General features: G+C 71.6%; 22 protein-coding genes. 12 read left to right on the top strand and 10 right to left on the bottom strand.

Translation table 11 applies throughout. The annotated features are described in order from the left end of the window. Positions 1–19: 19 nt before the first annotated feature. Both MQP27_RS27965 and MQP27_RS27960 read right to left on the bottom strand, forming a co-directional pair. Complete coding sequence (locus MQP27_RS27965; RefSeq protein WP_242768671.1) at positions 20–1120, bottom strand: CU044_5270 family protein; 1101 nt, start codon at positions 1118–1120, stop codon at positions 20–22. Continuing rightward, a complete protein-coding gene (locus MQP27_RS27960) occupies positions 1117–1794 on the bottom strand; it encodes an RNA polymerase sigma factor (RefSeq protein ID WP_242768670.1) in 678 nt (225 codons plus the stop codon). The genes MQP27_RS27965 and MQP27_RS27960 overlap by 4 nt, the downstream gene beginning before the upstream one ends. A 250-nt stretch (positions 1795–2044) precedes the next feature. On the opposite strand from MQP27_RS27960, the gene MQP27_RS27955 reads away from it, so the two are divergent. Further along, on the top strand, positions 2045–3658 hold the full coding sequence (locus MQP27_RS27955; RefSeq protein WP_242768669.1) for a glycoside hydrolase family 27 protein: 1614 nt from the start codon (positions 2045–2047) through the stop codon (positions 3656–3658). Positions 3659–3671: 13 nt separating this feature from the next. Here the strand turns inward: MQP27_RS27955 and MQP27_RS27950 are convergent, their stop codons facing one another. Then, positions 3672–4394 (bottom strand): DUF4232 domain-containing protein, encoded by a 723-nt coding sequence (locus MQP27_RS27950; protein ID WP_242768668.1) that lies wholly within the window; start codon positions 4392–4394, stop codon positions 3672–3674. Between the two features lie 198 nt (positions 4395–4592). Continuing rightward, a complete protein-coding gene (locus MQP27_RS27945; RefSeq protein WP_242768667.1) occupies positions 4593–5471 on the bottom strand; it encodes an alpha/beta fold hydrolase in 879 nt (292 codons plus the stop codon). A 177-nt stretch (positions 5472–5648) separates the two neighbouring features. Between MQP27_RS27945 and MQP27_RS27940 the strand changes: the two genes are divergently transcribed. From MQP27_RS27940 to MQP27_RS27920, 5 genes are all read left to right on the top strand, one after another. Continuing rightward, positions 5649–7148: an MFS transporter gene (locus MQP27_RS27940; RefSeq protein WP_242768666.1), complete on the top strand. Its 1500-nt coding sequence runs from the start codon at positions 5649–5651 to the stop codon at positions 7146–7148. A 56-nt stretch (positions 7149–7204) separates the two neighbouring features. Continuing rightward, entirely contained in the window at positions 7205–7792 is a 588-nt protein-coding gene (locus tag MQP27_RS27935; RefSeq protein ID WP_242768665.1) for a TetR/AcrR family transcriptional regulator, read from the top strand. Between the two features lie 127 nt (positions 7793–7919). Further along, the gene (locus MQP27_RS27930; protein ID WP_242768664.1) at positions 7920–9020 is read left to right on the top strand and encodes a DUF3500 domain-containing protein; all 1101 of its coding nucleotides are present in this window, start codon (positions 7920–7922) and stop codon (positions 9018–9020) included. Beyond that, positions 9020–10417 carry a HupE/UreJ family protein gene (locus MQP27_RS27925; RefSeq protein WP_242768663.1) on the top strand — a complete coding sequence of 466 codons (1398 nt, stop codon included), beginning with the start codon at positions 9020–9022 and terminating at the stop codon, positions 10415–10417. Before MQP27_RS27930 ends, MQP27_RS27925 begins: the two co-directional genes overlap by 1 nt. Positions 10418–10436: 19 nt before the next feature. Beyond that, positions 10437–11096 carry an MSMEG_1061 family FMN-dependent PPOX-type flavoprotein gene (locus MQP27_RS27920; RefSeq protein ID WP_242768662.1) on the top strand — a complete coding sequence of 220 codons (660 nt, stop codon included), beginning with the start codon at positions 10437–10439 and terminating at the stop codon, positions 11094–11096. 10 nt (positions 11097–11106) lie between these two features. Here the strand turns inward: MQP27_RS27920 and MQP27_RS27915 are convergent, their stop codons facing one another. Further along, positions 11107–11973, bottom strand: coding sequence for a winged helix-turn-helix transcriptional regulator (locus MQP27_RS27915; RefSeq protein ID WP_242768661.1), 867 nt, complete (start codon positions 11971–11973; stop codon positions 11107–11109). Positions 11974–12042: 69 nt separating this feature from the next. On the opposite strand from MQP27_RS27915, the gene eno reads away from it, so the two are divergent. The 6 genes from eno (at position 12043) to MQP27_RS27885 (ending at position 16595) form a co-directional block, all read left to right on the top strand. Beyond that, on the top strand, positions 12043–13326 hold the full coding sequence (gene eno / locus MQP27_RS27910) for a phosphopyruvate hydratase (protein ID WP_242768660.1): 1284 nt from the start codon (positions 12043–12045) through the stop codon (positions 13324–13326). 72 nt (positions 13327–13398) lie between these two features. Beyond that, positions 13399–13743 (top strand): hypothetical protein, encoded by a 345-nt coding sequence (locus MQP27_RS27905; protein WP_242768659.1) that lies wholly within the window; start codon positions 13399–13401, stop codon positions 13741–13743. A gap of 187 nt (positions 13744–13930) precedes the next feature. After that, positions 13931–14134 (top strand): cold-shock protein, encoded by a 204-nt coding sequence (locus tag MQP27_RS27900; RefSeq protein ID WP_161148376.1) that lies wholly within the window; start codon positions 13931–13933, stop codon positions 14132–14134. 186 nt (positions 14135–14320) lie between these two features. After that, entirely contained in the window at positions 14321–15823 is a 1503-nt protein-coding gene (locus tag MQP27_RS27895; protein WP_242768658.1) for a DEAD/DEAH box helicase, read from the top strand. A 93-nt stretch (positions 15824–15916) separates the two neighbouring features. Then, positions 15917–16240: an SCO5918 family protein gene (locus MQP27_RS27890; protein ID WP_242768657.1), complete on the top strand. Its 324-nt coding sequence runs from the start codon at positions 15917–15919 to the stop codon at positions 16238–16240. 4 nt (positions 16241–16244) lie between these two features. Then, the gene (locus tag MQP27_RS27885; RefSeq protein WP_242768656.1) at positions 16245–16595 is read left to right on the top strand and encodes an STAS domain-containing protein; all 351 of its coding nucleotides are present in this window, start codon (positions 16245–16247) and stop codon (positions 16593–16595) included. Between the two features lie 14 nt (positions 16596–16609). On the opposite strand, the gene MQP27_RS51055 is transcribed toward MQP27_RS27885, so the two are convergent. From MQP27_RS51055 to MQP27_RS27865, 5 genes are all read right to left on the bottom strand, one after another. Continuing rightward, positions 16610–16744, bottom strand: coding sequence for a hypothetical protein (locus MQP27_RS51055; RefSeq protein WP_278196580.1), 135 nt, complete (start codon positions 16742–16744; stop codon positions 16610–16612). A gap of 17 nt (positions 16745–16761) precedes the next feature. After that, complete coding sequence (locus MQP27_RS27880) at positions 16762–17517, bottom strand: DUF4232 domain-containing protein (RefSeq protein WP_242768655.1); 756 nt, start codon at positions 17515–17517, stop codon at positions 16762–16764. Positions 17518–17706: 189 nt separating this feature from the next. After that, a complete protein-coding gene (locus MQP27_RS27875; RefSeq protein WP_242768654.1) occupies positions 17707–20232 on the bottom strand; it encodes an FtsX-like permease family protein in 2526 nt (841 codons plus the stop codon). A gap of 3 nt (positions 20233–20235) precedes the next feature. Beyond that, positions 20236–20955: an ABC transporter ATP-binding protein gene (locus tag MQP27_RS27870; protein WP_242768653.1), complete on the bottom strand. Its 720-nt coding sequence runs from the start codon at positions 20953–20955 to the stop codon at positions 20236–20238. Continuing rightward, positions 20952–21152, bottom strand: coding sequence for a hypothetical protein (locus tag MQP27_RS27865; protein WP_242768652.1), 201 nt, complete (start codon positions 21150–21152; stop codon positions 20952–20954). Before MQP27_RS27865 ends, MQP27_RS27870 begins: the two co-directional genes overlap by 4 nt. Positions 21153–21178: the final 26 nt, after the last annotated feature.

Raw genomic sequence — 21178 nt, 5'->3', positions numbered from 1 at the left:
TCCGACGGCCGCGGGCGTGTCAGCCGGCCTGCGACGGGGTCTGCTTCATGGCGTCGACGACGGTCCGGTTGGTGATCGCGCTGGTGTAGAGCACCGTGCCGGGCTTGATCACGACCCCTTCGCTGGTCACCTTCCGTACCTGGACGGTGCGCTCGCCGAGGAAGACATGGGTCTCCTTGTCGAAGATCCATTCATCGCGCGCGCCGCTGGTCTCGTCGAGCCGGGCCACCGCCACGCCGTGCCGGCCGACCGCGTCCACGGCGTCGTTCACGACGACGACGCCCGGGATCTTCTCGGCCGCCTTGAACAGAGCCGGGTAGAGGTCCGCCGGCGGGTAGCTCTCGCCGACCAGGTCCCCGATCGTGGTGAACGCCTCCTGGTCCGGAGAGTTGCCGTGCCCCTTCGTCTCCTTGTAGATCTTGGCCAGGAGTGCGTCGGGGTCGGTGGTGAGCTTGGCGAGGTAGTCGTACGACGGAGCGTTCAGGGACGCCTTGTACGGGTTTCCCTTCTCGTCGGGCAGGCTCAGGGTCTCGCCCTCGGGGCTGTCGTTGACGGCGGGGTCGATCAGCCAGCCCTTGGCGCCGTCCGGGGACATCCACACCTGGCGGTTGTGCAGCGCGTGGCTGGCCAGGCTGCTCTTGTCGTCGACCGTCTTCACGAAGGTGTCGGCCGTCTTGGACTCGATGTAGATGTACTGGCCGGGCTTGACGGCCGGCTGGGACACGTCGGCCGCCGCCAGCGAGATCTGGTCGAGCAGCTGGGGGACGCCCTTGGTGGTGGCGGCGCCGAGCTGTGTGGTCAGGGCCGGTCCGGTGGCGACGCCGCCGCCCTTGCCCCCACCGCTCCCGCCGGACACCGTGACCCCGGCGACGACGATGCCGGCCAGGGCGGCCGCCAGGGCGGGCAGTGCGATCGCCGGGCGCGGCAGCCGGAACCGCCGTACCTTCGCGGGGGCTGCCGTCGCCGTGCGCTCTTCCCGCTGCATGTCGTGGATCTGGGCCATCAGGCGCTCCCTGTGGAACTCATGACGGCCCGACGGCAGGTCACGCGCCGTCCGGGACAGGAGCTCTGCGCTCTCGTCCCGCTCTGCCGGGTTCTGCCGGGGCGTGTTCGCGTTCATCGGTTTCCTTCCTGTGCGGGCCGTGTCGCGTTGTTGCGGTCGTCTCTTGTCTGTCGGGCGGGACGACCGCCTTCCCGATTTCCGCGAACTTTCTTTCCCGGCCCGTCGGCTGACGGCCGGGCCGCTTCGGCGACAGGGCGCGCCGAAGCGGCCTCGGCCAGCGCGCGCAGCTTCTTACGGGCCCGGGAGAGCCGGGACGCCACCGTTCCGACCGCGATCCCCAGGGCCTGGGCCGCGGCCTCGTAGTCCAGGCCCTCGACCAGGCAGAGCGTGATGACCTCGCGCTCCGGTCTGCGCAGCGCGGCCAGGGCGGTCAGGGCCTGCGCGAGGCGCCGCCGGTCGTCGACCCGGTCGGCCACCTCGTCGGCGTGGTCGGCCACCGACAGCTCGGCCGCCGCGGCGGCGTTCGCCGCGGCCCGGTAGCGCCGGTTGCTCCGGTACTGGTTGCGGGCCGTGTTGGTGGCGATGCCCAGCAGCCAGGGCCGCAGGGAGCCGCCCTCCGGATCGACCCGGTCGCGAAGCTTCCACGCCTCCAGGAAGGTCGCCGCCATCACGTCCTCGGCCACCGACCAGTCGGCGGTCAGCCGGAAGGCATGGTTGTAGACCGCGCGCGCGTAGCTGTCGAAGAGCTCGGCGAACGCGCTCGATTCCCCGGCCCGTACCCGGGTTCGCATATGAGTGCTCACCTCACTGAGCTGTCCGGCACCCCACACCGACTTCCCGTGACCTGCGTCACACCGACCTCGGTGCGCCCCCGCGGAAGCGCTTCTTTACGACAGTTTGGTCCAGACCATTGACCGCCGGGGTCGGTCAGTGGGACCTTCCCGATGCTCACGATTCCATCGGCGCCACACCGGCAACGCGACGACGCTGCCGAGTCCTTGAGTTCGTACGGCCCCACACGGCGAAGCAGGAGGCATCGACATGATCGTCCCGGCACCCCTCACGAGACGCCTGAGCGCCCCCCTCACACTGGTGCTCCTGCTGGCCCTCGTCCCGGTTCTGCTGGTGCTGCGCGCCGCGCCACCCGCGCGGGCCCTCGACAACGGCCTGGCCAGGACGCCCCCGATGGGCTGGAACGACTGGAACTCCTTCGGCTGCAACGTCACGGAGCAACTGGTCGAGCAGACCGCCGACTACCTGGTCAGCTCCGGTCTGAAGGACGCCGGGTACCAGTACGTCAACATCGACGACTGCTGGATGAGTTCGGCCCGCAACGCGGCGGGCCAACTGGTCCCGGATCCGGCCAAGTTCCCCGACGGCATCAGCGGCACCGCCGCCTACGTCCACGGCAAGGGGCTCAAGCTCGGCATCTACGAGAGCGCCGGCACCGCCACCTGCGCGGGCTACCCCGGAAGCCTCGGCCACGAGCAGACGGACGCGAACAGCTTCGCCGCGTGGGGCGTGGACTACCTCAAGTACGACAACTGCAACCACCAGAACGTGCCCGACCAGCAGCGCTACACCGCGATGCGGGACGCCCTGGCGAACACCGGCCGCCCGATCGTCTACAGCCTGTGCAACTGGGGCCTGGCCGACGTGTGGACCTGGGGTGCGGGGGTCGGCAACAGCTGGCGCACCACAGACGACATCAACGTCAACTTCTCCACCGTGGTGTCGATCTACAAGGCCAACGTCAAACTCGCCGCCTACGCCAAGCCCGGCGCCTGGAACGACCCCGACATGCTCGAAGTCGGCAACGGCATGTCGTTCACCGAGGACCGTACGCACTTCAGCCTCTGGTCGGAGATGGCCGCACCGCTGATCGCCGGCACCGACCTGCGCAAGGCCTCCGCCGCCACCCTCTCCCTCTACGGCAACAAGGACGTCATCGCCGTGGACCAGGACTCCCTGGGCAGGCAGGGCACCGAGGTGTCCTCCTCCGGCGGCCTGCACGTACTGGCCAAACCGCTGGCGAACGGTGACGTGTCGGTGGTGCTCTTCAACGAGAACTCCTCCGCCGCCACCGTCACCACCTCCGCCACCGCGGCCGGCCTCCCCGCGGCGTCCTCGTACCGGCTGGACAACCTCTGGTCCCACGTGGTCAGCAGCACCACCGGAAGCATCTCGGCCCGCGTGCCCGGCCACGGCTCGGTGATGTACCGGGTCTCCGCGGGCAGCGGCACCAGCGTCGGAACCACCCACCGGCTGGTCGGCGCCTCCTCCAACCGCTGCCTGGACGCCTACGACAACCAGACCGCCCCCGGCACGAAGATCGAGATCTGGGACTGCGGCTCGGGCGCCAACCAGGCCGTGACCATCACGGCCGCCGGTGAACTCCGGCTCTACGGCGGCACCCAGTGCCTGGACGCCTACGACAACGGCACCGCCGCCGGCACCAAGGTGCAGCTCTACACCTGCAACGGCGGCGCCAACCAGAAGTGGAGCCTCAACCCCGACGGCACCGTCACCGGCACCCAGTCGGGCCTCTGCCTCGACGTCACCGGCGGCGACCAGGCCTCCGGCAACGTCAACGGCACCGCGCTCGAACTGTGGACCTGCAACGGCGGCGCGAACCAGCAGTGGCGCCTGGGCTGAAGCGCGGGAGCAGTCAGCTGTCGGTGCCGTCGCCGGGAACGGCGTCGGCGGCCGAGGTGTGCCAGTTGGTGACGATGGGCTTGTCGACGGTGATGGTGCCGGTCTTCAGGGAGACCGGGTGGGGGTCGTTGTCGGTGACACTGACGATGATGCTGGTCAGCTCCTTGCCGTCGTCGTTGTTGGTGGTCTTGGGGTTCACGCCGGCGTACGCGGTGGTGGAGCCGCTGAGGGTCAGTTCCTGGCCGACGACCTGTTCGGCGTTGCTCGCCTGGGTGCCGTCCGAACCGAAGGCGACGACGGGCAGGCTGCCGGGCAGGACGCAGGTGATGCCGGGCTTGGCCTTGACCATGACGAGGATGTAGCCGCCGGCCTGGGTCTCGGAGCGGGAGCTCCAGGTGAGGTCGTTGGTGCCGCAGCTCTGTCCGTAGCCGCTCTTGTCGCCGCTGCCGCCGGAGGAGGAGGACCCGGTGGTGGAGGACTTGGTGGTGGAGGACCCGGTGGTGGAGCCGGACGACGAGCCACCGGTGGCCGTTCCCTTCCCCTGCGTGCCGCCGGTGCCGGCGCCGTTCGTGCCGGTGTCCTTGGTGCCGGAGGTGTTCTCGGCCGACGCGCTGGAGGATCCGGACGTGGAGGCGGGGGACGCGTTGTCGTCCAGGCCGTTGCACGCGGTGAGGGACAGGGCGGCCAGGAGGGTCGTGGCGGCCAGGGTGGCGGTACGGATGCGGTGCTTGCGCATGGGTGTTCTTCCCCGTTCACAGATCTGTTCCACGGAATCCGGAGGCCCCGGATCCGCTGCTGGAACAAGAGCGTGCAGGGGCCGCCGCCGCGCAGGCAACGATCTTCAACGGAGATGGGACGGTGGAACGGAAAAACGCCGTTTGACCTGCGGGAACGACCCTTCCCTGGAATGCCGTTCCGGGACGGTCCGGGGGGGTCAGGCCGCCGCGTTCAACAGGTCGGCCAGCACGTCGGGTCGCTCCAGAGCGATGAAGTGGCCCGCCTCCGGGACCTGTGTGAAGTCGGCAGCCGGCAGCAGCCTCTTGTCGGCCTGCCGGTCCGAGGGGCGGGACCAGTCCTTCTCGCCGTAGACGAGGTGGACGGGCGCCTTGACCTCGGGGTAGCGCGAGCGAGCGGCGATGAGGCTGGGGAGGGCCTGGTAGACGGCCCGGGCGACGGCCGGGTAGCCGGGGCGCCCGCCCACCTGGAGGAGCTCGTCCACGTAGTCCTCCCGCAACGCGCTCTTGTCGCCGAGCCCGCCCTGAAGGATCCGGCGGAGGGCGGGCCTGGGCTCCACCCCGGCGATCACCGGGCCGACCCCCGGGGCGAGGACTCCACTGACCACCACGCGGGCGAGGAGGCCGGAGCGGGCGATGCCGCCGCGGAAGTCGTAGGCGTTCACCGCGACGACGCGCCGCACCCGCTCCGGAAGGTCGGCCGCGGCGGTCAGGGCGAGCACCGCTCCCATGGACTCACCCACCAACGTCACGTCGCGCAGGTCGAGCTCGGTCAGGAGCCGCTCGACGCCCGCGCGCATGGCCGGCTCGTCGTACGACGCCCCGGGCACGATCTCGGAGTAGCCCATCCCCGGCAGGTCGAGGGCGTACACGGTGTAGTGGTCCGCGATCAGCGGGATCAGGTGATGGAAGTGCTCGGCCTGGGTGCGCACGGTGTGCAGCAGGACCAGGGGAGCTCCGGTGCCCGCCTTGAGGTAGCGCAGCGTTCCCTCGCGACCACCGGATTCCGGGCGCGCGGCGATGGTGTGGCTGGTGGTCCCCGGGATGTGAATCGTGGGACGTGATTCCTGGCTGGGCATCTCGCCGACTCCAGAGAAGAGAAACCGATCAGTTTCCACCAAGGTAAACCGATCGGTTTCCATGCGCAAGCCCGGCACGCCACTCGCTTGCACCGAGGAAACCGATCTGTTTTCCTGTGGGGAAACCGATCGGTTTCCGACCGACGGTCGGCCCATGACCAGCGACCAAGGGGAAAAGTGAGTACCACCTACGACCGCGGGGCGCCCGTCCCCGGAAAAACAGACCCGGGCCGCCGCGGCTCACATGCCGTGCGCTGGTGGGTGCTCGTCGTGCTGGGCGTGGCGCAGCTGATGGTCACGCTGGACGCGACCGTCGTGAACATCGCGCTGCCCGAGGCGCAGCACGACCTCGGGTTCAGCGACGGCAGCCGGCAGTGGGTCATCACGGGGTACGCCTTGGCGTTCGGCAGCCTGCTGCTGCTCGGCGGCCGGCTCGGTGACCTGTTCGGCCGGCGTACGACCTTCGTGACCGGGCTGATCGGTTTCGCGGGCGCGTCCGTCGTCGGCGGCGCGGCCGGCAGCTTCGAGATACTCGTCGCGGCCCGCGTGGCCCAGGGCCTGTTCGCGGCGCTCCTCGCACCCGCGGCGCTGTCCCTGCTCAGCGTGACCTTCACCGACCCGGCCGAGCGCCCGAAGGCGTTCGGCATCTTCAGCGCGCTGTCCGGTGCGGGCGCCGCGGTCGGACTGCTGCTCGGCGGCATGCTGACCGAATGGGCGTCATGGCGCTGGGTGATGTACGTGAACGTCGTCTTCGCGGCCGTCGCGCTGGCCGGTGCGTTGCTGTTGCTCGCCAAGCCCGCGCACGCCGAGCGGCCCAGGATCGACGTTCCCGGCACGGTCGTGGTGAGCGCCGCGCTGTTCGGCGTCGTCTACGGATTCGCGCACGTCGAGTCCACCAGCTGGACCGACCCGGTCGCCCTCGGCTCCATGATCAGCGGCGTCGTACTGCTCGGGGTGTTCGCCTGGCTGGAGCTCAGGGTCGCGCATCCGCTGCTGCCGCCGCGCGTCGTGCTGGACCGGACCCGGGGCGGTTCGTTCCTGGCCGTGTTCGTCCTGGGCATGGGGATGTTCTCGATCTTCCTGTTCCTGACCTACTACCTGGAGGCGAGCATCGGCTACTCCCCGATCGAGGCCGGTCTGTCCTTCCTGCCGATGGTCGGCAGCATCGTCGCCGCGTCGACCACGGTGCCCGCACTGCTGCTGCCCAGGGTCGGCCCGAAGACCGTGATCAGCGCCGGCTTCCTGGTCTCCGCGTCCGGCATGGCCCTGCTGACCCGGCTCACGCTGGACAGCACGTACGCCGCCGACATCATGCCGGGCATGATCCTGCTGGGCCTCGGCATCGGCGCGGTGATGACCACCGCGTTCCAGGGCGCGACCGCGGGCGTGCACCACGAGGACGCGGGCGTCGCCTCGGCGCTGATCAACACCAGCCAGCAGGTGGGCGGCTCGATCAGTACGGCACTGCTGACCACCGTCGCCTCATCGGCCGCCACCGACTACCTGTCCGCGCACAAGCCCGGCGCGCTGACCATGGCGCGGGCCGGGGTCGAGAGCTACACGGCCACCCTGGCGTGGGGCGCCGGGATCTTCGTGGTCGGCGCGGTGCTCACGGCGTTCCTGATGCCGAACGCGGCTCTGGCGCCGTCGGAGGGCGAGCCCGTGATCGCCCACTGAGCCGGCCATAAAACCGATCGGTTTCCTGGCGGGCGGAATCGAGTTAACCTCGCCGTATGACCACCGAAGCAATGCCGAGCTCCCGAGAGCGGCTGCTGGAGGCAGCGGCCACGCTGACCTACCGAGACGGCGTCAACATCGGCGTCGACGCGCTGTGCAAGGCGGCGGGCGTGTCCAAGCGCTCCATGTACAAGCTGTTCGAGAGCAAGGGCGAGCTGCTGGCGGCGAGCCTGGAGGAACGCGCCTCCGCCTACGTGACGGCACTCCTTCCCGCGGCGGACGACAACCGTCCGCCGCGCGAGCGGATCCTGCACGTCTTCGAGAAGGCGGAGGCGCAGGCGGGTGCGCCCGACTTCCAGGGCTGCCGGTACCTCGTCGTACAGATCGAACTCAAGGACCCCGAGCACCCCGCGAGCCGGGTGGCCCGTCGGGTCAAGGAGAACCTCGCGGCCTTCTTCCGCGCCGAGGCCGAGCAGGGCGGGGCGAGCGACCCGGACCTGCTGGCCCGGCAGCTGATCCTGGTCTTCGACGGCGCCAGCGCCCGTGCGGGGATCAAGGCCGACACACAGGGCGGGCTCGTCATCCCCACCGTGACCACCCTGCTCGACGCGGCAGGCGTTGCCCCGGGCTCGATTCCTGGGTGATTCACAGGTTGCCCCGATTGTTTTCGGGGGCCGTGTGCACCACCGTTTTCGGTGCTCCGCCGCGTTCGGACAACCACACACTCGTTTGTCATGTGCATGGCAAACGTCTACCGAAGGGACCGTCAAGGTGCCAGAAAACAGCACGCGCAGCAGACTGGCGCAGAGCTGGAAGAGGACGGGCGTGGCCGTTACGGCGGCCACCGCCTTCCTCGTCGGAGGGGCCTACGTCCACGCGAACGCCGCGACCCCCCAGAGCGCCTCGGCCGGCGCGTCGGCGACCGTGTCGGACGCGACCGTGTCGGACGTGGTCACCGCGGCCAACACATTCCTGAACACCCTGTCCACGAGCCAGAAGTCGAAGGTGCTGCTCAGCTTCACGAAGGCCAACGCGACCGCCTGGTCGAACCTCCCGTGCGGCTCCACCTGCCGCGTCGGCATCCAGTTCAGCACGCTCAGCAGCACCCAACTCGCCGCCGCCAAGGCGGTGGTGCAGGCGGCCACCGGGACGGGCAGCGGAACCGGGTACGACCAGGTCTCCAAGATCCTGGCCGCCGACGACGTCCTCGGGCAGAGCGCCTCCGGCTACGGCAGCGGCAACTACTACCTGGCGTTCCTCGGCACCCCGAGCACCAGCGGCACCTGGCAACTGCACTTCGGCGGCCACCACCTGGCCGTGAACCTCACCTACAAGAACGGCGCGGTCGAGGGCACGACCCCCTACTTCGTCGGCGTGGAGCCGACCAGCTGGACCTCGGGCGGCACCACGTACGCACCGCTCAGCGGGATGCGCAACGCGATGCTCGCCATGCTCGGCGGCCTCAGCAGCAGCCAGCTCGCCCAGGCGAAGCTCTCGACGTCGTACAGCGACGTGCTGCTTGGCCCGGGCAAGGACGGCCAGTTCCCGACGACCAAGCAGGGCCTCGCGGTCAGCGGACTCTCCAGCACCCAGCAGGCGCTCGTCCTCGCGGCCATCACCCCGTGGGTCAAGGTCGCGGACGACACGACCTCCGCCTCGCTGCTGTCCACCTACCAGTCGGAACTGTCCGGCACCTACATCTCGTACTCGGGCAGCAGCGCCCTGAGCAGCCAGGGTGACTACGTGCGCATCGACGGGCCCGGCGTCTGGATCGAGTTCGTCTGCCAGAACGGCGTCGTCTACAGCGGCGTGCACTACCACACCGTCTACCGCGACCACACGCGCGACTACGGCGGAGAGTTCTCCTTCTGATGAACCGCTCGCCGCTCTCGCTGTCATCGGCGCTGCGCATGGCGGTCGGGTCGGCGGTGGCGGTCCTGGCGGCGCTGCTTCTGGCGGCGCCGCCTGCCGCCGCGCATCCGATGCCGCACTCGGTGCTCCTGCTCGACGTGCACGAGGCGTCGGTGACCGCCGAACTGGACCTGCCGCTCGGCGACTTCTCCCGGGCCAGCGGCATCGCCCTGGACGACACCACCACGGCCGGGCAGCTGTCGGCACGGGCCCCCGCCGTCCGGCGCTACCTCGCCGCCCACCTCCACCCCACCACCCGCGACGGCAAGGCGTGGGCCGTCACGATCGGCGCGACGGCGCTGAGCCGGGCGGAGCAGACCTCCACCGGCGTCTACCGCGAGCTGACCGTCCGGGCCACCCTGACCCCGCCTCCCGGCGGGGACGTACGGCGGTTCGTCCTCGACTACGACGCCATCGTCCACCAGGTCGTCACCCACACCGTCCTGGTCTCCGTCCGTCAGGACTGGGCCGCCGGCAAGGTGGCCGGCGACGGGCGGAGCGGCGCGGCTCAGGTCGGCGTCATCGGCATCGACACCCGCAGCATGACCATCGCGCCCCTCACCGTCGACCTGGCCGGCGGCAGTGTCTGGAGCGGCACCTACGCCATGTTCCGGCTCGGCGCCGAGCACATCCTCGAGGGCACCGACCATCTGCTGTTCCTGCTCATCCTGCTGCTGCCCGCGCCGCTCCGGGCGGCCGGGAACCGCTGGCGCGGAACCGTGGGCACCCGCACCGCCCTCGGCCGGATCGCCCGCACCACGCTCGCGTTCACGCTCGGCCACTCCCTGGCGCTGGCCGTGAGCGCCTTCGGCCGCCTCGACATCCCGGCCCAGCCGGTCGAGGCGTTCATCGCCTTCAGCATTCTCGTCGGGGCCGTCCACGCCGTCCGCCCGCTCTTCCCGGGACGCGAGGCCGTCATCGCCGGCGTCTTCGGGCTCGGACACGGCCTGGCCTTCTCCCTCACCCTCGCCGAGATGAAACTCTCCACCACCCAACTGACCCTGAGCCTGGCGGGGTTCAACCTCGGCATCGAGTGCATGCAGCTCGTCCTCGTCCTGCTGGCCCTGCCGAGTCTGATCTGCCTCGTCCGGTTGCGCAGGCACTCCGCCGTGCGCACGGCCGGTGCGCTGCTGACCGCCGGTCTGGCCCTCGGCTGGCTGCTGGACCGCCTGGGGTTGCCCAACCCCGTCGCCCGCACGGCGGACAGCGCCGGAACGCACACCTCGCAGCTGCTCCTCGCCCTCGCCGTCACCGCGCTGCTCGCCACGCTCTGGATGATCACCCATCCTCGCGGCGAGGGCTCCGGGGCAACTCGTCGACACCCCTACGCTCGCCCGGCCGTTCAGGACCAGCCGTGACGCGCATAAGGTCGATGCCATGACGTCAACCCTTGCCGGCAGTGCCTTCGACTCGCTCCGTCTCGACGCCGTGCGGGACCAGGAGGCGCTGCGTCAGGTCTACGCGCTTCCCAACGACACGGCCGTACGCAAGCAGATGACCGAACTCACCGAGCAGACCCGGAAGTTGATCGGCTGCTCCGCGCTCGTCCTGGTCGCCAGCGTGGACGCCGAGGGCAACTGTGACGTGTCCCCGCGCGGCGGTCCCGCCGGGTTCGTCGCCGTCCTCGACTCGCGGACCGTGGCGATACCGGACGCGACCGGCAACAAGCGGCTGGACACCCTGCAGAACGTCCTCGCCACCGGGCGCGCCGGACTGCTGTTCGTCATCCCGGGGCGCACCACGACGCTCAGGGTGAACGGCCGGGCCTGCGTCTCCACCCGCCCGGAGCTGCTGTCCCAGCTGACCCCCGTGGGCAAGCCGCCGGCCAGTGCGCTGGTGGTGGGGATCGAGGAGGTCTACCCGCACTGCCCCAAGTCGCTGCTGCGCAGCGGGGCGTGGAAGCCGGAGCAGTGGCTGCCGGCCGACGCCCAGCCGACCTCCGCCGAGGTGACGCTGGCCCAGCTGCGGATGCCGGAGCTGACGATCGCGGACATCGAGCGGACGGAAGAGGAGTCGTTGAAGTACCGGTACGAGTGACACGCGCGGCTCACCCCTTGGTCCCGGCGCACTCCGCGCCCAGTCGCAGGCTCTCCGCGACCGCGTGCGGGATGTCGTCCACGGGGAACAGCGCGTGGCGTACGGTCCGTTCGGCGTCGGCGACCAGGATCAGGCGTTTGTGCCGCAGCCGTCCGGCGCCCCGGAAGGTCGGCAGCCGTAGCGCGGCGGCCAGTTGGTGGGCGGCGTCGGACAGGAGCGGGTACGGGATGTTCTCGGCTCGGGCGAACTCCTCCTGTTCGTGGGTGAGTTGGGTGCTGATGCCGCGTACGGCCACGCCCGCCCGGCGGAATTCCGGCCAGGCGTCCGAGAAGAGCCGGTGCTCCAGCGTGCAGCCCGCGGCTCCGGGGATCGGGCCCCATTCGATGCCGGTGCCGGGGTAGGTGAACAGCACCGTCGCGGCGGCCTCCGGTGCGGCGACCGGCGCGTACTGCCCCTGCGCGCCGGGCAGTTCGAGGCCGTCGGGCAGGCGGGTGCCGACCAGGGCGTGCACCCGCGCGTGTTCGGCGCCGTCCGCCTCGGCGGTCGCGGTGAGGCTGCCGTCGCCCAGCATCCAGCGGTCGCCCCAGTCCTGCATGGCGACGAGCAGGGGCAGCAGCGCCGTTCCGGCGTCGGTGAGCAGGTACTCGTAACGCACCGGACGCCTCTGGTACAGGCTGCGGCGCAGCACCCCGCGGGCGACGAGCCGGCCGAGCCGTTCGGTCAGGACGTTTCGGGACAGGCCGATCTCGGCAGCCAGCGCGTCGAAGCGGACATGTCCTCGGGCGACCTCGCGCAGCACCAGCACGTTCCACCAGTCCCCCAGGACGACCGCGGTCTGGGCGATGCCGCACGTCTCGTCGGCGTTGTGCCTTCTCATGCGCCCATAGTAGGTTCTCTTTCAGGACTCACTTTGTTTCCTCGTGGAACTTACGTTGGGAGTTGCACCGTGACCGCCATCAGCCGGGTCGTCGCACGGGAGATCATCGACAGCCGGGGGAATCCGACCGTCGAGGTGGACGTCGTACTGAAGGACGGGTCGCTCGGGCGCGCGGCCGTGCCGTCCGGGGCCTCGACCGGGGCCCGCGAGGCGGTGGAGCTGCGGGACGGCGACCCGGCCCGCTTCCACGGCAAGGGAGTCCGGCGGGCCGTGGACGCCGTGAACGAGAGCATCGCGGACGCGGTGACCGGGCTCGACGCCGAGGACCAGGCGACCGTCGACCGCACGATGATCGAGCTGGACGGCACGGACACCAAGTCCCGCCTCGGCGCGAACGCCCTGCTCGGCGTCTCGCTGGCCACCGCGAAGGCCGCCGCGGCCGCCCACCGCCTCCCGCTGTACCGCTACGTCGGCGGGGTCGACGCCCGCGTCCTGCCGGTGCCGATGATGAACATCGTCAACGGCGGTGCCCACGCCGACAACCCGCTGGACTTCCAGGAGTTCATGATCGCGCCGGTCGGCGCGGCGACCTTCGCCGAGGCCGTCCGTATGGGCTCCGAGGTCTTCCACACCCTGCGCCGGAACCTGCTCGCCGCCGGCCACAGCGTGAACGTCGGCGACGAGGGCGGCTTCGCGCCCGACCTGCGTACGGCCGACGAGGCGCTGGACTTCGTCGTACGGGCCGTCGAGCAGACCGGGTACAAGCCCGGCACCGACATCACGCTCGTCATGGACCCGGCGACGTCGGAGTTCTTCCGTGACGGGGTGTACGACTACACGGGCGAGGGCGTCCGCCGCACCCCCGCCGAGCACACCGACTACCTGGCCACGCTCGTCGACCGCTACCCCGTCGCCTCCATCGAGGACCCGATGGCCGAGGACGACCACACGGGCTGGCGCGAGCTGACCGCGCGGCTCGGCGACCGCTGCCAGCTCACCGGGGACGACGTCTTCTGCACCAACGAGACGCTGCTGCGGGCGGGGATCCGGGACGGGATCGCCAACTCGATCCTGGTGAAGGTCAACCAGATCGGGACGCTGACGGAGACGCTGGCCACGGTGGGCACCGCGCACCGCGCCGGGTACACGGTCGTGATGTCCCACCGCTCCGGCGAGACCGAGGACACGACGATCGCGGACCTCGCCGTCGCGACGGGGTGCGGACAGATCAAGACGGGGTCGCTGTCGCGCGCCGACCGCACCGCCAAGTACAACCAACTCGTCCGCATCGAGGAGGAGTTGGGCACTCAGGCTCGGTACGCGGGCGGCACGGCACTGGGGCTGCGCCGCTGACGTCGCGTTGACAGGTGTGGTCGGCGGACGTTGACTGGTGCACCCACCCCCAGGGAAGCGGTACACACGACGATGTACGACCAGACACGCGCCCAGCAGCCCGCGGACCGGCCCTCGGGGCGTGCCGGGCGCCCTGCCACGGGCCCCGAGCCGCTGCTCCCCTCGGACGGACGGGACGAGATCGCGCGCCGCCTCGGACATGCCGTCAACACCTTCGCGGACAGCCCGCGCGAATCGCTGGAGGAGGCCGAGGGGGCGTTCGACGAGGCGACGGACCAGCTCGTGAACGCCCTGGCCGAGCGGCGACGGCTCCTCCGCGAGGGCTGGGCCGGCCTCGACCCCGAGACCCAGTCCGCCGAGCTACGGTTCGCGCTGCGGGAGTACCGGGAGCTGACCGGGCGGCTGCTGCGCGCATAGGCGCGCGCGTAAATAGGAAAACGTGCGTAATTATTCCCGGCCCGTGATCCGGGGCACCGTGCTACTGTCGAATCAGGTTGCAGTTGTGGTTCGCCAAAAGGGTTCATTTTCCGACGGGTTGATCATCGCGGCGACACGGAGTCCACACAGGGTGAACTCCGAGCACCGTTTCCGAAGGAGAAATGACATGGCCACCGGCACTGTGAAGTGGTTCAACGCCGAAAAGGGCTTCGGCTTCATCGCGCAGGACGGCGGCGGCGCCGACGTCTTCGCCCACTACTCGAACATCGCCACCCAGGGCTTCCGCGAGCTGCAGGAAGGCCAGAAGGTGTCGTTCGACGTGGCCCAGGGCCAGAAGGGCCCCACCGCCGAGAACATCGTCCCGGCCTGACCGTCCGGCATCGGCTCTGACGCGGATTTTGCAGCTGGGGCCCGCACCTTGGGGTGTGGGCCCCAGCTCGCCGCATTTCCGGGGGGATTCTCCCCTGGCGTCTTCGGCTCGTTCTCGCGATTCTCTGCGCCGTTCATCGTGCAGCGGGAATTCCTTGATACGCGCCCGCATCGAGGAAGGTTCCGTATGAACCGAGAACGTCCGTCACGCGGCTCGCGCGGTTCGCGCACCGCACGTACGCCCAGTACCGCACGTACCGCCCACCCCCGCGCCGGATCCCGGCGGCGCCCCGACGGGCGCCCGGGTCAACCCGCCGCTGCCCACGCCGAGTTCGCACCGCCGAGGACCGTCGAGCCCGCGCTGCCCGCCGTCGAGTCGTTCGGCGAACTCGCCATGCCGGCGCCGCTGCTCGCCGTCCTCGGCCATGAAGGCGTGACCGTGCCCTTCCCCATCCAGGCGGCCACCCTCCCGAACTCCCTGGCCGGCCGTGACGTACTCGGCCGTGGCCGTACCGGTTCCGGCAAGACCCTCGCCTTCGGCCTCCCCCTGCTGGCCCGTACGGCGGGCCGGCGCGCCGAGCCGCGGCGGCCGCTGGCCCTCGTCCTGGTGCCCACCCGCGAGCTCGCCCAGCAGGTCACCGACGCGCTCACCCCGTACGCCCGCGCCGTACGGCTGCGGCTGGCCACCGTCGTCGGCGGGATGTCGATCGGCAGGCAGGCGCGTGCGCTGCGGGACGGGGCGGAGGTCGTCGTCGCCACGCCGGGGCGGCTCAAGGACCTCATCGACCGGGGCGACTGCGCGCTGGGCGACGTCGCCGTCACCGTGCTCGACGAGGCGGACCAGATGACCGACATGGGGTTCATGCCGCAGGTCACCGCGCTGCTCGACCAGGTGCGCCCCGGCGGCCAGCGGATGCTCTTCTCGGCCACCCTGGACCGCAACGTCGACCTGCTGGTCCGCCGCTACCTGAGCGACCCGGTGGTCCACTCCGTCGACCCGTCGGCGGGTGCCGTCACCACGATGGAGCACCACGTCCTGCACGTGCACGAGGCCGACAAGCACAACACGACCACCGAGATCGCGGCGCGGGACGGCCGGGTGATCATGTTCCTGGACACCAAGCACGCGGTGGACCGGCTGACCAGGCACCTCCTCGGCAGCGGTGTCCGCGCCGCCGCCCTGCACGGCGGCAGGTCCCAGCCGCAGCGCACACGGACCCTGTCCCAGTTCAAGGACGGCCAGGTCACGGTGCTGGTGGCGACGAACGTCGCGGCGCGCGGCATCCACGTCGACGACCTCGACCTGGTCGTCAACGTGGATCCGCCGGGTGACCACAAGGACTATCTGCACCGCGGCGGCCGTACGGCACGCGCCGGCGCGTCGGGCAGCGTCGTGACCCTGGTGACCCCGGGGCAGCGGCGTGACGTGGCCCGGCTGATGGCCGCGGCCGGGATCAGACCGACGATCACCGCGGTGCGGTCCGGCGAGGCCGAGCTGAGCCGGATCACCGGGGCCAAGGCCCCGTCGGGTGTCCCGGTCGTCATCGCCGCGCCGCCCACCGCGGAACCGCACCGCCGGACCGCGTCCTCCTCACCGAAGTCGAAGTCGGCATCGGCATCGGCATCGGCCCGAGGCCACCGGGGACGCACCGCGCGCGGCCGGTCCTCTGGGAACCGCCGCGCCGCGTGACGTGCCGCCGCTCCTCCCGGCCCCCTCTCCCTGTGGCTTCTCCCCGTGGTTCTTCCTGCGACTTCTCCCCGCGACTTCTCCCTGTGAGGCATCATGCGCTGTGTCATCGCCCGGTACCCGTTCGAACTGACCAAGGACGGAGTGCTGGCCTTGATGGCCGGGGTCACGCCCGAGCCGGTCACCGGTGACTCCGTGACCATCGGACGGCGCCGTTATCCCGTGATGCAGGTCGGTGCGGTCATCACCCGGCAGGACCGCCGCGACTTCACCGGCGGCGAGGTCACCCGGGCCATGGCCCGCCTGGGATTCACCTGCCACAGCGGCACCGAGGCCGTACCGCGCCCGGCCCCGGGTGCCCGCAGCGCCCTCGACGCCGCCGCGGAACTGTTCGGGCACACCGGCCCCCGGGACGCGTGACGCCGTGCCGCGGGCGCCCGAGCTGTTCGACGAGTGCCGGATGGTGCACGCCCGCGGTGAGCTGGACCCGACCACCGTGGCGCCCTTGGCGCACGCGCTGGAGGAGGCCCGCACCGGACACGGGCGCGTCTTCCTCATCGTCGACCTCCGTGAGGTGACCTTCGCGGACGGAAGCATCCTGGAGCCGCTGTGCGCGGCGTGGGACGACTGCCGGGCCCGGCAGGGCTGGGTCAGGGTCGTCCACAGCAGTACGGCGATCGAGCTCGTCCTGCTGGGCGGAGATGTGCTCGGCCGCTTCCCCGCCCACGCCAGCGCCCAGGACGCGTGGACGGCCGCCGCCCCGGAGGCCCCCTGACAACTGGTAGTCCTTCAGGCTCCGTGGCCGCGGCGGAGGACCCCCGCTTCCGCCGCCGCTTGGCCCGTCGTGCCCAGGACGACGACCTGGAAGGCCGCGCCGATGTAGGCGGTGACGAAGCGGGAGATCCTGCGAGTCCTGCTGCGCATGATGGGTTCCCCCCGCCTTACCAGTTGATGGCGTCGTCCATCGACTGCTGCCAGTAGCTGACCTTGACCGAGTCGTCGATGTAGAGGCCCTTCGCGGGCAGCTGCGGGTGGGCGGCCGCGCCGACGCTGCCGCTCATCGAGCGGCCGTAGAAGTAGACCGTCAGGGACTTCACGGTGCGGCCGTTCCCGCCGCTGCCGTCGGCGGCGGACAGGCTGACGGTCGCGAATCCGGACTGGCCCGGCTTCAGCGTGACGACCGCCTGCGGCTGCGACTCGTCGATGACCGGCGGCTCCGACTGGGCGTCGGTGAACCGGGCGCTCGGGTAGCCGTAGAGGAAGCAGGTCTTGTCGCCCGTGTTGGTGACCGTGAGCAGCAGGTGGTTGACCGGGCGGGTCAGCGGGGCCGCGACCGTCTTGGTGTTGGACCCCTCGCAGGTGACCGTCCCGCCGGAGGTGGAGGGGGCCTTCGTGGCGGGAGCCTTGGTGGCGGGGGACTGTGTGCCGGTCTTCGTACCGGAGGCGGACCCGGACGTGGAGCCGGACGTCGAGCCGCTGCCGCTCGACCCCGTCGAGCCGCCCGTGGACTTCGGGGTGGCCGTCGTGCCGGCACCCGGGGTGGCGGAGTCGGCGGACGAGTCCGCGGAGACGCTCGCCGCCGCGCCCTCGTCGTTGGTGCCCGTCCCGTCGTTGCACGCGGTCAGGGAGAGCGCCGCGAGGACGGTGGTCGCGGCGGCGGCGACGAGCCGGGCGCGGGAGGTGCGGAACGTGGACATGTCGGTGTCCCCCTTGGGTTTCGGGTGGCGGTGCTGAGTGGATGACCGAAGCTTGTGAGGTGATCCGTCCCGGCCGCCACGCCCGGCGGGGTGTTGGGGACGCTGAAACGCTGGGACGCCCTCTGAGCAGGGAGAACATCGGGACCCTGGAACGGCCGAATGGGATACGGGGGCCCGGCGGAACGGGCGTCAGTGCGCGCGGACGGCGTCCGCGGGCGGGGTGCGCAGTGCCTGCCGGGTGGGGATCTCGACGGTGGCGAAGGCCGTGACGGTGACCGTGAGCGCGAGGGCGGGCAGCAGCCAGACGGGTCCCGCGGGCCACGGGCGGCCGAGGAAGCCCTGGCCCAGGAGGGCGAGGGGCGGCGCGGAGAGCAGGACGGACAGGGCGAGCGCGGTCGCGGCGGTCACCGCCGCCTCGCGGCGCATCATCGCGCGGACCTGCCGTGGTGTGGTCCCGTTGAGCCGCAGGGCGCCGAGTTCGACCCGGCGCTGCGCGGTGGCGGCGACCAGCTTGTTGGCGATGCTGAGCAGCAGATAGACGAGCAGGACCACGATGGTGGCCAGGTTGATCCACACCTCGGGCGGGGCGTCCTTCAGGCCGTCGGCGGACGTGGGGGCCGTGTCCTCCAGCGCCAGACCGGGGTGGGCCGCGGCGAGGGCGGTCAGGGCCTGCCGGGCCGCGGCCGTGCCGTCCGTGCGGACCAGGATGCTCTGGTCGAGCCCCGTCGTGGTGTGCCCGGCCGCGAGGTCGTGGGAGAGCACCACCGTGCCGAAGCCGAGACCGCGGGCGTAGACGGCGACCACCGTGGCCTGCACTTTCGCGCCGTCGCCGAGGACGAGGCCCACCCGCCGGCCCACTTCGGCCGACCGCGAGCGGGCGACGTCGCTGCTGACCGCGACGGTGGCACCGGTGAGCCCGTCCAGGCTCCCGTCCCGCACGTCGAGGTCGAGGACGTCGGCCGCGTCCGGGGTGAGGATCATCGCGGAGCCGGAATCGGTCTCCGTGTCGCCGAACTGCCGGTACGGCCACACCACGGTGGTCGAGCCGACCGGTGCCGCGGCCCGTACCCCGGCCGTCCCGCGGACGTCGGCGAGCGTGCCGGCGGGCAGTCCGCCGAGGCCGGGCGCGCTCAGCCGCTGCTGGGCGAGGGTGCCGGTGCGGGTGTCGTCGGCGGTGGCGGCCAGCACGGTGGTCTGGGTGAGGGTGTACGTCAGGACGAACACGACGGCCATGGCCAGCGTGCTGACGATCCCGGCGTTGCGCAGCGCGTAGGCGCGGACGTTGGCCATCGCCAGCCAGGTAGGGGCGGAGGCGCCGGACCGGGTGCGCCGGGCCGCCGCAGCCCCGACGGCCCGGACCAGGGCCGGCCCGGACAGCGCGAGGCCGATCGCCCCGACGATGCCCGCGAGGGAGGTGGCCGTCGCGCCGAGGACCGTGCGGGAGAAGAGCGGCGGGACCGACATGGCGGTCGCGGCGACCATGACCAGCAGGCCAATACGGGTCCTGGTCCGCGACGGGTCGCGCGGCTCGCTGCGGGACTCGGCGACCGCCTCGGTGGCGGGCATGCGCGAGGTGCGCCAGGCCGAGCCCCGGGCCGACACCTGCACGGCCGCGGCCACGAGGAGGACCGTCGCGAGGGCGGGCAACGGGCTGACGGTCAGGGGGAGTTCGGGCGGTACGACGCCCCGGTCCACGAGCAGCCCGCGGAACTGCCCGGCGAGCAGGTAGCCCAGCCCCACCCCGGGCACGAGGGCCACGGCCGCCACGACGGTCGACTGCGCGGCGGCAAGTCGCCTGATCTGCTTCGGCGTTGCCCCGACGGCCCGCATCAGCGCCAGGTCGCGGCGCTGCCCGCCGATCGACACGGCCAGCGCGCTCGCCGTCACGAACCCGGTGATCAGCAGGACGACCCCGGCGAGGGAACCGGCCAGCAGCATCAGCAGCGACCGGGACGCGCCCGCCCCCGGTGACACGAGGTCCCCGCGACCGGCGCCGGTGACCGTCCGAAGGCCGGATCCCTCCATCTTCGTACGGACTTCGGCGGCGACCCGTCCCTCGGCTCCCGGCGCGGCCCGCAGGCCGACCAGGTCGACGCGGCCCTCGCGATCGGACAGCCGTACCGCCGTCGTGTCGGCGAAGTAGACGCCCGCGTCCGGCGCGTCGACGACGGCCGTGACGCGGTAGGCGGTGGCGGGGCGGGCGTTCGCGACCACGCGCACCCGGTCGCCGGCCTTGATGCCGGCCGCCTCGGCGGTGGCGCGGTCCACGGCGATCTCGGTGGACCCGGCCGGTGCGCGGCCCTCGATGTGCGGGGTGGCCAGCAGTTTCGTCGAGGACCAGCCGTGACCCGCCGTCCGCGGGTCCCCGGACGGTACGACGCGTCCGTGGGCGTCGACCAGCGCGGTGGGGAAGGAGAGGTCGCCCACCGCGGCGGTGACTCCGGGCAGGCCGGCCAGTTCGGCGGCCAGCCGGGCCGGGACCGTGCGGCGTTCCGGGAGCGCGATCGGCAGGTCACCGGGCGGGTGGTACTCCTGGTCGGCGGCGACCACGACGTCCGCCCCGGCGAGGCGTCCGGCGGGCAGGTGGGAGCGCAGACCGGACTCGGCGAGCACGCCGGTGCCGGTGATCAGGGCGGCTCCGCCGAGGACCGCGCAGGCCACGGCGATCAGGGCGCTGATCCGGTGCCGGACCATCTGGGTGGCGAGACGCAGCATGGCTCACACCTCTCCCAACGCGACGAGACGGTCGGCCAGTTCGGGCGCGGTCGGTGCCTTGAGGGCCTCGACCACCCGGCCGTCGGCCATCACCAGGACGTGGTGGGCGCGGGCCGCGGCGGCCGGGTCGTGGGTGACCATCACGACCGTCTGCCGGAGGTCGTTCACGAGGTCCCGCAGCAGGTCGAGGACCTCGTGGGCGCTGCGCAGGTCGAGCGCGCCGGTCGGCTCGTCGGCGAACACGACGGCGGGCCTGGCCACCAACGCCCGTACCACCGCGGCCCGTTGTTGCTGTCCGCCGGAGAGCTCGGCCGGGCGGTGGGTGAGCCGGTCGGCGAGGCCGACGCGTTCCACCAGCGTGCGCAGCCAGTCGTGGTCCGGGGTGCGGCCCGCCAACCGCAGGGGCAGGGTGATGTTGTCCTCGATGCTGAGCGAGGGGATCAGGTTGTACGCCTGGAACACGAACCCGACGCGTTCCCGGCGCAGTTCGGTGCGCCGGGTCTCGTTCAGGCCCGCGATCTCGTGGCCGTCGATACGGACGCTGCCCGAGGTCGGGGAGTCCAGCCCGGCCGCGCAGTGCATCAGCGTGCTCTTGCCGGAGCCGGACGGGCCCATCACGGCGAGGAAGGTGCCGCGCTCCACGGTCAGCGACACCTCGTCGAGGGCGCGCACGCCTCCCGGGTACTCCTTGGCGACCCGGTCCAGGGCGATGGCCGGGCTCATCGCCGGCCCCGCAGGCTGCGCACGACGAGGGCGCCGCCGCAGAGCACGGTGACCGCGCCGCAGGCCAGATGCACCCAGGTGTCCGCCTGGCCGTAGGAGGCCGCCATGTTGGCGACGGCGCTGATCACCACCAGGATCCAGAGCAGCGCGCGGGCTACGTCCCCGCGGGTGAGAGTGGGCGAGTCGGTGTTCTGCACGGGGTTCCTCCCGAGGTCGGCTGTCG

This window comes from Streptomyces cylindrosporus (assembly GCF_022698165.1).
Classification (GTDB): Bacteria; Actinomycetota; Actinomycetes; order Streptomycetales; family Streptomycetaceae; genus Streptomyces; species Streptomyces cylindrosporus.
The sequence above is the reverse complement of the archived record's forward strand: the minus strand, read 5'-3'. Positions and strand labels throughout refer to the sequence as shown.